The 12,715-nt window shown below is 30.7% G+C and carries 13 protein-coding genes; all 13 read left to right on the forward strand.

The window, feature by feature from the left end; genetic code table 11:
- The first annotated feature begins 35 nt into the window (after nucleotides 1-35).
- Nucleotides 36-782, forward strand: a complete 747-nt coding sequence (locus HM987_RS09205; RefSeq protein ID WP_179007381.1) for a hypothetical protein — start codon at nucleotides 36-38, stop codon at nucleotides 780-782.
- 664 nt (nucleotides 783-1,446) lie between these two features.
- Complete coding sequence (locus tag HM987_RS09210; RefSeq protein WP_179005710.1) at nucleotides 1,447-1,812, forward strand: hypothetical protein; 366 nt, start codon at nucleotides 1,447-1,449, stop codon at nucleotides 1,810-1,812.
- A gap of 7 nt (nucleotides 1,813-1,819) precedes the next feature.
- Complete coding sequence (locus HM987_RS09215; RefSeq protein WP_179005712.1) at nucleotides 1,820-3,763, forward strand: KAP family P-loop NTPase fold protein; 1,944 nt, start codon at nucleotides 1,820-1,822, stop codon at nucleotides 3,761-3,763.
- 4 nt (nucleotides 3,764-3,767) lie between these two features.
- A complete protein-coding gene (locus HM987_RS09220) occupies nucleotides 3,768-5,582 on the forward strand; it encodes a DUF262 domain-containing protein (RefSeq protein ID WP_179005714.1) in 1,815 nt (604 codons plus the stop codon).
- A 138-nt stretch (nucleotides 5,583-5,720) separates the two neighbouring features.
- On the forward strand, nucleotides 5,721-6,353 hold the full coding sequence (locus HM987_RS09225) for a DUF3885 domain-containing protein (protein ID WP_179007384.1): 633 nt from the start codon (nucleotides 5,721-5,723) through the stop codon (nucleotides 6,351-6,353).
- Between the two features lie 155 nt (nucleotides 6,354-6,508).
- Nucleotides 6,509-7,201, forward strand: coding sequence for an MBL fold metallo-hydrolase (locus tag HM987_RS09230; protein WP_179006561.1), 693 nt, complete (start codon nucleotides 6,509-6,511; stop codon nucleotides 7,199-7,201).
- Nucleotides 7,202-7,505: 304 nt separating this feature from the next.
- Complete coding sequence (locus tag HM987_RS09235; RefSeq protein WP_179006550.1) at nucleotides 7,506-7,895, forward strand: hypothetical protein; 390 nt, start codon at nucleotides 7,506-7,508, stop codon at nucleotides 7,893-7,895.
- A 250-nt stretch (nucleotides 7,896-8,145) separates the two neighbouring features.
- Nucleotides 8,146-8,535, forward strand: coding sequence for a hypothetical protein (locus HM987_RS09240; protein ID WP_179006550.1), 390 nt, complete (start codon nucleotides 8,146-8,148; stop codon nucleotides 8,533-8,535).
- 179 nt (nucleotides 8,536-8,714) lie between these two features.
- A complete protein-coding gene (locus HM987_RS09245; protein WP_179007387.1) occupies nucleotides 8,715-9,725 on the forward strand; it encodes a DUF4365 domain-containing protein in 1,011 nt (336 codons plus the stop codon).
- 167 nt (nucleotides 9,726-9,892) lie between these two features.
- Nucleotides 9,893-10,504, forward strand: a complete 612-nt coding sequence (locus tag HM987_RS09250; protein ID WP_179007391.1) for a hypothetical protein — start codon at nucleotides 9,893-9,895, stop codon at nucleotides 10,502-10,504.
- Between the two features lie 207 nt (nucleotides 10,505-10,711).
- Nucleotides 10,712-11,170, forward strand: a complete 459-nt coding sequence (locus HM987_RS09255; protein WP_229724670.1) for a helix-turn-helix domain-containing protein — start codon at nucleotides 10,712-10,714, stop codon at nucleotides 11,168-11,170.
- The gene (locus HM987_RS09260; RefSeq protein WP_229724688.1) at nucleotides 11,116-11,964 is read left to right on the forward strand and encodes an IS3 family transposase; all 849 of its coding nucleotides are present in this window, start codon (nucleotides 11,116-11,118) and stop codon (nucleotides 11,962-11,964) included. Before HM987_RS09255 ends, HM987_RS09260 begins: the two co-directional genes overlap by 55 nt.
- 114 nt (nucleotides 11,965-12,078) lie before the next feature.
- A complete protein-coding gene (locus HM987_RS09265; protein ID WP_179007395.1) occupies nucleotides 12,079-12,705 on the forward strand; it encodes a DUF4468 domain-containing protein in 627 nt (208 codons plus the stop codon).
- The last annotated feature ends 10 nt before the right edge of the window (nucleotides 12,706-12,715 follow it).

Raw genomic sequence — 12,715 nt, forward strand, 5'->3', positions numbered from 1 at the left:
GTGTTGCCAACAAGCTGAAAAAAATCCCGAACTGAATGAAAATTTCTTGGAATATTAACGAATCCGATATTCAAAAAGTAAAAATTGTTATGAAAGAAAATGACAATTTCTTCTTAAAAAATCGGAGAGAAAGAAATGTCGAAAAAAAGAACATTGAGATAAACAAGAATATCATAATCCTGAATTTAATGATGTGCCTTTTGACATCTCAACAACGTTCGGGACCAAATTCTGTCGTTGGAAAATTTTTAAGCCTAAAACCTTTTCCAATTACGTCTGAATTAATCGCTGAATCGGAAAACATAGAATTATTAATAAAACAAATTCTTCAGAAAAACGGACTAACAAGATATATAAATAAAATTTCCGCTTTTTTCGCAGAGAACATTAAGAAAATTGAACTTGACAATTGGAATATAATATCAAAATTAGAATACTTGAATAATAATCAATCCAAAGAAACTGAAAGAGAATTAGCGGATTTTTTAAATGATTGGCTTAAAGGTTTTGGACCAAAACAATCAAGGAATTTCCTTCAAGCTTTAGGATTGACTAAATATGAACTTCCGATTGATTCGAGAATTGCAAGTTGGCTAAATGATTTTGGATTTCCTGTGAGTTTGACTTCATCACCTTTGAGCGATAAAGGATATTATCATTTTGTGTCGGACGGAATTCAAGAATTGTGTTTAAAAGCAAACATTTATCCTTGTGAATTAGATGCAGTAATATTTTCGAGTTTTGACAATGATGAATGGACTGAAAAAAATATAATGCTCTGAATAAAAAGCCAGTTGGCAACACCGTATATAATTTATTGCTAGTTCTAGCCTACTTACGAAAATCCTCGCGGATTTTCTATTCGGTTTGTATTTGCTAAATTAGGTGCTTAAAACACGCAACAAACCATATACATCAACGTTGTATGCCATGTGGTCAAAGAGTTACGAGCGGCATACAAAAGTTAAGGAATCAAAAAAAAAAGTTCGGAATTTTAAGAAAAAAGCTTGATTTTAAAAAACAAAACGTCGGACTGGACTCTCGTACGTAAAAGAAAAAATAAAAAGCTAAAATCGGACTATCAAGCAAAACCTAAGAAAAGAAATCCAACAACGTCGGACTGACAAGCCGTTCGGAAAATGACGATTGAAAATTTTTGCGAAGTTGGTTTTCTAAACCCAAAAGTCCTGCAATTCTGAGAACAACGTCGGAATGACAAGCTGGACTTAAAAATCAGAGCGGAACAACAAACCAAAATAAAACACGGCATACAACATTGTGTATAGTTCATTGCTTACCAAGTGCTTATCTGGAAAATTCCTTCGGAATTTTCTCAGGCTCGTCAAAGTTTGCTAAATTAGTAACTTAATCACGCAACAAACCATACACTGAGCGTTGGCAACAATTAAAACAAAAATCGCGATAAGAACAAAAAACCTAAACTAAATGGCTGAAATAAAAGACAAAAAATACGGAAAAACAATTTTCTATATCGATGGAGATGAAATCAAGGATAAAAAATATGGAACAACTTTGTTCTACATTGACTCACCAGAAATCAAAGAAAAAAATAAGTATGGAAATACAAAATTCTATTTGGACGGAGACGAAATAAAAGAAAAAAACAAATATGGAACTACACGTTATTATTTGGACGGAAAAGAAGTTAAAGACAAAAATAAATATGGAAATGTAAGATTTTATATAGATGGCAATGAAATTAAGAGCAAAAACAAATATGGTAGTACAGAATACTATATTGATGGCTCTCTTACAAGAGACCAATTATCTGCATTAATTTCAATCATTTAATAAAATTATGAGAAGCATTTTAAAATCAAGCATAACGGATATTCCAAGAAATATATCCAATGGCGAAAAAGATAATTTTGGAATTGAGCCTTTTGAGAACGGACTTACAAGATTTATCAACCACACAAACACACCTATAACAATTGCACTTCAAGGCGAATGGGGAAGCGGAAAAACTTCTTTAATGAACAGTCTCAAAAAGAATTTAAGTGATGGAGATAATTCAAATTACCATTCTGTTTGGTTAAACACTTGGGAATATGCTTTAATGAAAGACGCTTCCTCTACATTGATAGACATAATTACTGGATTAATACAAGAAACTTCAAAGATTGCTAACGTTGACGAAACGCAAACTCAAAAAATTGTCAATAAACTTTGGGGAGTTGGAAAAACAGCAATGAAATTTGCTGCAAAAACAGCAGCCAATAAATTTATTGATGGTTCATCGGAAGTTGTGGAAAGCCTTTTCACAGAAAGAGGTAAATCATCAATTTCAGAAATTAGAACAGAATTAGAAACTATCATTGAAAATTGTATTCAAAAAGATGATAAACAAGGTTTCATCTTTTTTATAGATGATTTAGATAGAATTGACCCACCAGTTGCAGTACAACTTTTAGAATTACTCAAAAACATTTTCACATTAAAAAATTGTGTTTTCGTTTTGGCAATTGATTATGACGTTGTAATAAAAGGACTTGAGCCAAAATTTGGTAAAATTTCAGAACAAAATGAAAGAGAATTTAGGTCATTTTTTGATAAAATCATTCAAGTGCCATTTTCAATGCCAGTTACAAGTTATAAAATTGACAATTTCCTAAAAGAAAGTTTATTTTCAATAAATTACATAGATGAAGCACATTCTAAAAATACTGAACTGATTTCGAAATTTTCAGAAATTTCTAACTTATCTGTTGGTACAAATCCAAGAGCGTTAAAAAGACTATTAAATTCACTTTCTTTGATAAGTTGCATAAATGCTACAAAAGGCAATTCAGAAGAGAATGACCAATTAAATGATGATTTGGAATTACTTGTCAATTTCACATTGGTTAGTATTCAAATTGCATTTCCACCAGTTTATAAACTTTTGACTATGTATTCTGGTTTTGATAAATGGAATGAAAACATTGCTTTGCAAATGAATCTAAAATCTCTTGACGAACAAAGCAAAGCCAAACTAAATCAATCAGAAGAATTTGACGAAGAATGGGAACAAGTTCTATTCAGACTTTGTGAAAACGACCACTATTTAAAAAAAAGAGCGTTAAGTATTTCAAGACTGTTAAACAGTTTAAAAATATCAATTAACGAAAAAGAAGAAGATGTAGAAGACTTTGTTGGTTCTATAATTTCCCTTTCATCTGTTACTAATCTTGAAGCTTTTGACAAGCCTGTAGTTGATTATCATAGAGGTAATTTCTTGAAACATTTAAGAAATTTGTTAATTCCTGAAATGAAAAAACAACTTCCCGAAATTGCAAATCTTATAAAACCACAAGGAAAAAGGGTTCAATCAAATGCTTACATCAAATTTTCAGAGAAAAATTGGGGACATTGGTTAAAACTGCATTCGCATCCATTCGATGGGAAAGTTCGTTTAATTATGATGTCAGATAAATGGATTTGTCCTGCTAAACATAATACATTACAAGAATGTATTGACGAAGCAAAGTTGACAAATGAATTCAAACAATTGGAAAATGATTGGAATATTTTTATAGAAAGCCATCCAGATTTTGAAAGCTTAAACTTTTATGATGAATTGGCTAAACGTGAAAATCATCACATTATTCATTTATATACTTATTTAGTTTTACCGAGCCTTGAAGATTTTTATAAACAAGAAAATTTAGTCAAAATCAGTAAAGTTTCTTCGGAGATATATCAGTTTTTAGTTAGACTTCAAGATTTAAGTTTAAAACTTCAAGAATTTCATCAGCAATAAAAAAATGGCATTTTCAATAAACGCAGGAACTTACACTTTAAGACAAAACAATCAATCCGAAGAAAATATCATATTAAACGGAACCACAAATTATGTAATTCCTATTTATCAACGACCTTATTCTTGGACTGAATCCCAAATTAAGAAATTCATCAATGATATTTTTGCCTCATTTTGGGGTTATGAACAAGATAAAGATGCAGAACCAATGTTTATTGGAACGATGCAATTATCCGAACTAAAAAGCGATAACACACAAAATATTATTGACGGTCAACAGAGAATTACAACCTTTTTAATTCTACTAAAAGTTTTAAAATTAAAATTTTCTGATTCACAATTATTAGATGATATTAGGCTAAATTGGTTAAAAACAGAAGTTAATAATGGCGAACAGCAGTTAAATTTAAATGAGTTGTTGTCTCAAAATAACATTGAAATTCCATTAGAAAATTCCTTAAATACATATCTAAACAACGCTCAATTAATTAGTGTTTTAATAGACAATCAAACAGACACGGAACTTTTTAATATAGAGAATTTCATAAATCATCTTTTCTCAAATGTATATTTTGTTGTTATAGAAACAAAAGCGAGTTTATCCAAAACCTTACAGATTTTTGATGCAATCAACACAACTGGTTTAGACCTTAATGCAGGGGATATTTTCAAGATTCGTATGTATGAATATTTAAACTTGCAAAGCGAAAACAAGCAAGTTTTTAATGAAATTAGTGCTTTATACGAAAAAATAGATGTAAAGAATAAATCATTTAAAAGTGAAATTGCAAATATTCAAAGCATCTTACATATTTATCAATTCTACCTAATCGCTAAATACAATCTTCCAAATGTTCTATACACTTATGGAGCAAATACTTTTTTTGACAGATTGTTTGAAACAATTTTCAATATCAATCAATGGGAACATTATAGAAATTCTATTAAATCGAGCAATCTCGAATTAAAATTAAGTGAGATAAACACACTAATCGATTTGAGATATAATTGGGAAGAAAAATGGAGAAACAATTCCTATTCGAATGTTGAAAATGCTGGATTACTTCACTTATGGTGGTGGTCAAGATACGGTCGCTTTTGGATTTTAAGTTTTTTGGTCTTAAACAGTTTAAAGGATGATGAATACAAATACGATAAGTTGGCAATATTTACAAAACAGCTAACAAAATTATATTTGATTTACAGTTTAATTTACCAAAAATCAATAAATGAAATCAATAGTTCCTTTACAAGTCAACTAATCAAACTTATTGTAAACGATTCGTTTGATTCTGTAATGGAACATATTAACAAAAAAATTAATCAGCATTATGACTGGAAAAAGCAAAGACTAAACCAAATTATGTCAGGCGATATCTTATATAGCGCAAAGGTCAAAAACATACTTTGCAGACTTTCGGCCTTGTTAGAGGAAGATATTACATCAAATTTACCAGAAGATATTAAAAACGTTAAGAAGAATCTCTTTTGGAATCCGATTGACATTGAGCATATACAGTCATACAATGACGAAGATTTAACAAATCGTGATTTAATAAAATCTGAATGGGGAGAAAATTTAAACTCTTTAGGTAATTTAGTTGCTTTGGAACAAAAGATTAATCGTTCAATAAACAATGTAGAAAGCAAAAAACTTTTAGGTTATCAAAAAAGTTCGCTGACTATAATAAAATCTAGATTAGTAGAACAATATTCTGAATGGAATTTAGAAAAATGTGTTGTCCGAAAAGATTATGAGAAAACCAAGTTAATTAAATACCTTTTAGGACAGAATAACTGTTGCCAACACCGTGTATAATTAATTGCTGTTAAGTGCTTAATTCATTGGCTTTTTTATATATTTAAGGTCAGTTTTAATCCGAAAAGTTCGTGCTTATTTACACGCAACTAATCATACACAATCACGTTGTAGCACATTTGAGAAAACCGAAATCTATTGAACCTAAAAACGGAATATTTAGACTTTTTAAAAGATAATTTCAGCGGACTGAAAATCAAAATGCCATTATTTTATAATTGGAATTTAGGATTAAGGTTTGACTTGCAAAAGGAATTTACAAACCCTGTTGATACTGATGATGAAGATTATTTTAGTGAAGTTTATCACAGAGCTAAAAAACTATTTGAATTCTGCTTTGAACAAAACGACACAGTTTATTTATCTGTATTTAGTTACAAGTGGAGAAAACAACGGATTAAGAAATCGAATTTTATTTTTAAACTATTAAAAGGTTCAAAAACAGAAAACGTATTTGACAAAGTTGCGAATAGGTATGAACCAAATGAAAAATGGAACAGACTTTTAATCAAAGAAAAAATAAAGAATATTGATATTGACAACTTAATAATCGGATTATGTAACACGGACTTCCCAACAATGCGACCTTGTATTCGAGAAGAAGTTTACCTTATGAATATTGACAAAAAATTGATATTCCATATTTATGATGACAGAGGTTTAGATATTCTTGCAACCGATAAGAAATTATTGAATGAAATTTATGACCGATTTGATAAGTGGATTTTGGAATACGACAGAGAAAAAATTAAACAACAACTGAAAAAATAAAAACGTGCTACAACACCGTGTATAGCTCATTGCGGCTGAATTCCTAACCGGAATTCATTGCAATTTGCTATCTTTCGGTTACGTCGGAAAATCATAACTGATTTTCCGCAACGAGCCATACACAAACACGTTGCCCACAATATAAAACCACGAATATGAACAAAATTTTTACTCTGATTTTTTGCCTAATTATAACTTTTGGATTTTCACAAACAAAAGAAATTCAAATCGAATTTATAGGGAATTGCGGACTTCATATGACTGATGGCATCACAAATTTCTACATTGATTTCCCATACAAATCGGGAGCTCACGGATATATGGAATTTAAAGAATCGGAATTAGATAGTATTAAAGAAAACTCTATTTTCATTTTTACACATAAACACTCTGACCATTACTCTAAAAAAAATCTAAAAAAAGTGATGAAAGACAAAGGTGGACAGACTTATGGTGTTTCAAACATTTCGGAATTAGAAAAATTGGGAGAATCCATAGAAAATTTTGAAATAAAGGCTAATAAAACTGACCATACGGTATTCGGTATTTCATTTCGTCACTACTCGTATTTGATAACTTGGCACAATAAAAAAATCTACTTATCAGGAGACACAACGGAACCTGAAACTATTGGTAAAATGGAAAAAATAGATTTAGCTTTTGTACCCTATTGGATTTTGAAAAACGCTAAAGAACAGAATATTACTATTGACGCAAAAATATTTGCAGTTTATCATCTATATTCCGAACAAATACCAAGTGCAAAAGAAAATTGGGATGAAGTTGAAAATATTCGCCCTATGGTTGAACAAGGAGAAAAAATAACGATTGAATTAGAAACTGAATAAAATACTGTGGGCAACAACGTATATAGCTCATAGCTTATTATTTGTTTAATCGAAGTAAAAGCGTATCTGGAAAGTCGCCAAATTTTTAAATTTGACGATTTCCAATAAAAAAAGATAAATAGTAAAATTTAAAAATCTGGCTTGTACTTAATCCTAAAATAATTTTCTAATTTGCTCGCTACGAGCCATATACACAACCGTTAGCAACAAGCTGAAAATCGAACTTTTGAACAAAGCGAAAAGAAATAAATTGATATTTTATCCAATCCTATTAATATTAGGATTTTTTCTGTTTTATAAATTTATGACATACGACAGAAATTATACTTGGTCGAAAGAATATCCTACAGAAGTTATTAATGCAGTTAAAAGCTCGGATTTTAAGTTTCTGAAAACGGAGGAAATAAATCCTGAAAATATTAATTTACCGAATGAAAAGTGGATTAAACTCAAAATTCAAAAAATATTGAGCAAAGTCAACTTAATGAGTTACGGAACTGAACACGGACAAGAAATCACCTTGAATTCAGCCAAAAGTGAGCAAAAATTAATTTGCAAAGGTTGGTGTTTAAGTGACCATTTAATCGGAATTGAAATTGAGCATCAGAATCTCGATTCAGAAGAATTAGCGGAATTAAAACAACGATTTGAAAGCCAATTTCCGAATTATAAAATCATTTGGAAAGAAATATAAACCGGATAAAAAGCCAGTTGCTAACACCGTGTATAATTAATTGCTTTGGCAAGTGTTTATCTGGAAAATTCCTTCGGAATTTTCTCTGGCAAGTTTTTGTTTACTAAATTAGTTGCTGAACCACGCAACTAATCATACACAAAACGTTAGCAACAAGCTGAAAATCGAACTTTTGAACAAAGCGAAAAGAAATAAATTGATATTTTATCCAATCCTATTAATATTAGGATTTTTTCTGTTTTATAAATTTATGACATACGACAGAAATTATACTTGGTCGAAAGAATATCCTACAGAAGTTATTAATGCAGTTAAAAGCTCGGATTTTAAGTTTCTGAAAACGGAGGAAATAAATCCTGAAAATATTAATTTACCGAATGAAAAGTGGATTAAACTCAAAATTCAAAAAATATTGAGCAAAGTCAACTTAATGAGTTACGGAACTGAACACGGACAAGAAATCACCTTGAATTCAGCCAAAAGTGAGCAAAAATTAATTTGCAAAGGTTGGTGTTTAAGTGACCATTTAATCGGAATTGAAATTGAGCATCAGAATCTCGATTCAGAAGAATTAGCGGAATTAAAACAACGATTTGAAAGCCAATTTCCGAATTATAAAATCATTTGGAAAGAAATATAAACCGGATAAAAAGCCAGTTGCTAACACCGTGTATAATTAATTGCTTTGGCAAGTGTTTATCTGGAAAATTCCTTCGGAATTTTCTCTGGCAAGTTTTTGTTTACTAAATTAGTTGCTGAACCACGCAACTAATCATACACAAAACGTTGGCAACAAGCTAAAAAGCAACCGAACTAAAAATGAACTTTCCAAAAAGAATAAAACAACATAAATCACAATCGGATTCTTTTGCTATTTTACTTTATCGACTGAAAGATATTGGAATATTTAGAAATGTAACTGAAAACGACTATGGAATTGATTTTGAAATTGAGTTTGTACATAATGATGAATTAATCGGAAAATACTTAAAAGCTCAAGTCAAAAGTGCTGAAGAGGTATATGTTAGGAATGATGGAGTACCAACAGTAAGTGGAATAAAGCAATCAACTTTATTATATTGGACTGAATTAAGTTTCAGAACACACGTTGTTGTATTTGCAGTAGATTTAAAAACAGAGAGAATTTATTTTACAAAATCAATTTTTTGGCAGGCTACGGTCCTACTTGATAAAAGTGAAAAATCTAAAACAATTGAATTTTTACCTGCAATTCAATTAGTAAGTAAAGATGATAGCAAAACTGAAAAAGAAATAGAGAAATTTGAGAACACTATATCTGGACTGAACGTAAAGAAGATTGCTTATGAAAGTAGTATATCCGACATTATCTATGCTCATCGAACACTTTTAAGAAATTTAAAATCTGTATTTGAATTATATGCAGACACTTGGCATTACGATGCTTGGACAGAGGTTCAACAATTAGACGTTTTTAAAACTGTTTTAGAGTGCTCAAAAATTCTTATCGGATTTGATTTACCAAAAGAAATAGATGGATTAAATAATGAAGAAAGAAAGAATCTTTTTTCATTCGATTACTGGGCTAGAAAAACAGATTGGTCTTGGGATGATGTATCCAATCAAATTGCTAAAATGCCACTTAAAGTTATTTATCCAACTTTACTTGACAAAATACAGTTTTATAGTAATTTGATTCTTGAGGCATCTCATTATTGGATTTATAAAGACAGAGCTTACCTAAAATTAGTTCATTTCACGAAAATACCAACATCTAGAAAACATAGTGAATTATTTGCTGTTGATTATAACTACAATGATTTCGAAAACGAAGAACACTTTCCATATTGAGGAAAGCCAGTTGCCAACAAAGTATAAAATTAATTGCTTGGTTAAAGCCTACTTACGAAAGTCCTCGCGGACTTTCTATCTGTGATTTATTTGCTAACTTTAGTGCTTAAATCACGCAACTAATCTTATACAAACACGTTGGGCGTAATTTGAAAAACAGAATCTGAATGAACTTTATAACCAAACTTTTTGGATTAAATAAAAAAGAAAAATCCGAAAAAGATTTTGATTTGAACATTAAGAATTTTGATTCTATTAATAGTTTTTGGGAATTTATCTCTGAGCAAGATAAGTGGTATTTAAAATATTCACCTTATAGAATTAAGAATATTGACAAACACTTATCTGAATTAGAACCTTTGATTATTCAATCGACTAATCAATTAAGAGATAAAATGGAATTTAGCTATGATGAATATTGGAAAATTATAAATTGGGATAATCTGCTGATAAATGCAGATATGGATGAGACGAACAAATTCAAACGTGATGAGAAAATAAAGTTTAGACAATTATGCTCTAATTGTAAAGTGGAAAAAGGTTTTCAACAAAGATATCCTAAATCTATTTGTGGAAGTTGTCATGAAAAAATAACTGATATTAGTGGAAGAAAAGTAGAGTTTTTCAATACTCATTGGTCTGGAGGTGGCTGTCAAGGTTATTACATTGGAACTGAACAAAAAGAAAAATATGACTCTGAATTATGCTACATTAACGTAAAAGAATATTTTGCGGAAGAAGCAAGGTTTGGCGGAATAGTGATTCAATTAAAAGAATAAAAAAACTACGCCCAACACCGTATATAATCCATTGCTGGTGAGAGCCTACTTACGAAAATCCTCACGGATTTTCTATTCGGTTTTTATTTGCTAAATTACGTGCTAAACCACGCAACGTATCATATACAAAACCGTTGTACACCATTTGAGAAATGAACTTTCCTGAAATAGGTTGACTAAAAATTAAACCTTTAATTATAGTCACTTATGAAAGCACAAAAACAGCACTGGCGAAAAAAAACCTACCAAAAAGTAACTCTGGAAACTAAACTTTTAGTCGTTGACCAAATCTTAAACGGTCAGATATCTACAAACTTTGCCTCTAAAAAGTATGATGTTCCCAGAACCACCATTACCTATTGGTTGAGAAAATACAGTACCTTAGTCCAACAAAACAATGGTATGAGTAAAGACAAGGAAATTAAAAAACTTAAGGAAAAGATTGAAGAACTAGAGTTTCAAAAAGACTTCCAGCAAGACATTATCGCTGATATGGAACTTATTACAGGAGTGGATATGTCAAAAAAGTCATTGCCCAAAACATTGGCAAAAGAGATAGAGCTAAAGAAAAAAGCCCGTATAAAAGAAAATGGCTCTATGGATGTTTTGGGATATCTAAACAAGCCTTCTACAAAAGACTCAAAACACAACAAAAACAACAAATAGACCATCAAAAACTAATCAAAATGGTAAAGGACTACCGTAAAAAAGTAGGCTCTAAAACTGGTGGAATCAAACTTCATAAGGAGCTTAAACAAGACTTTACTAACGCCAATATTAAAATAGGTAGAGACAAGTTCTATCGCTTTTTAAGGTATAATAACTTACTGGTTCCTAAACGCAAAAACTACATCACCACAACAAACTCTAATCACATGTACAAAAAATATAAAAACCTCATTAAAGGCCAAGTTCCTAGCAGACCAGAACAACTCTGGGTAAGTGATATCACATACATTAAAACAGAAAATGGTCACAACTACTTAGCACTAGTGACAGACGCCTATTCTAAACAGATTATGGGCTATAAACTCGATAACCATATGAGAACATCACTTTGCACAGATGCACTCGCTATGGCCATTAATAACAGAAAATATCCAAAGAAGCAGCTCATTCACCATTCAGACAGAGGATTCCAGTACTGCAATCCCAAGTACACAGAATTTGCAGAAAGCAACAACATCACAATGAGCATGACCGAACAATATGACCCTTACGAAAACGCTGTTGCAGAACGTATTAACAGAACCCTAAAGTACGAATATGGTCTAAAGCAAACCATTAAGAACACAGATCTGGCTCAAAAAATGACTGAGCAAGCTGTCCATGTTTATAACAATCTAAGAACTCATTTTAGCCTGGATCTAAGAAAACCTGCCGAAGTACATTTGAATCCTAACATCAAATACAAATCCTATAGAAAAAATAATGTAAATTTACCTGAACTAACGATTTAATAACAGGCCTAGTTCAAACTATTTTTTTGCCTTCTAAACGGCTGAAAAAAATCTTTTGAACGTGTGAAAAAACACTAAAAAAAGGTCAACCTATTTCAGTATAATACAAAAACTATGAGAACATTTATAATACTGACATTTATTTTAACTGGATTTATTGGAAAAGCGCAAGTTGTGGTTGATTCAATAAACGGAAAAATTTATGTTGACCGAGTTCAAGAAATCGAATTAAAGAAAAAGAAATTAAAGGATAAAGCAAATCGTTGGGTTGCTAAAACTTATAACAACTCGAACTATGTTACTCGAATTAATAACGAAGACAACATTTTGACAAAAGGAGCTTTTGATGTTGGTGCTGACTTCACAGCTTATGGAGCAACCGTTTACTCTTCCCGAAAAGTAGAATATACTCTTGACTTGAAATTCAAAGATGGACGATATAAAATCGAGATATCTGATTTACTTTTCGACGGAACTGATGCTGCAATGTCGTTGGCTGTATATTTTATGAGTTTAGAAGAGTATCGTGAGTTTAGCCTAAAAGCAATGGAAAACTATGACGGAATTGGAAAAAAAGCAGCAATCAAACGAATAAAAAACGACAAGAAATTTAAAAAAGACTACGAATCACAACAGAATTATGGAAAAAAAATAATTCCGCAGATAGTCAAAAAACTTGAACAGATTGACTTAAGTTTATTAAGCTTTTTAAAAAATAAAGACGATAAAGACGATTGGTAAAAAACGGTGT

Source organism: Winogradskyella forsetii, from assembly GCF_013394595.1.
In the GTDB taxonomy this organism is placed as follows: domain Bacteria; phylum Bacteroidota; class Bacteroidia; order Flavobacteriales; family Flavobacteriaceae; genus Winogradskyella; species Winogradskyella forsetii.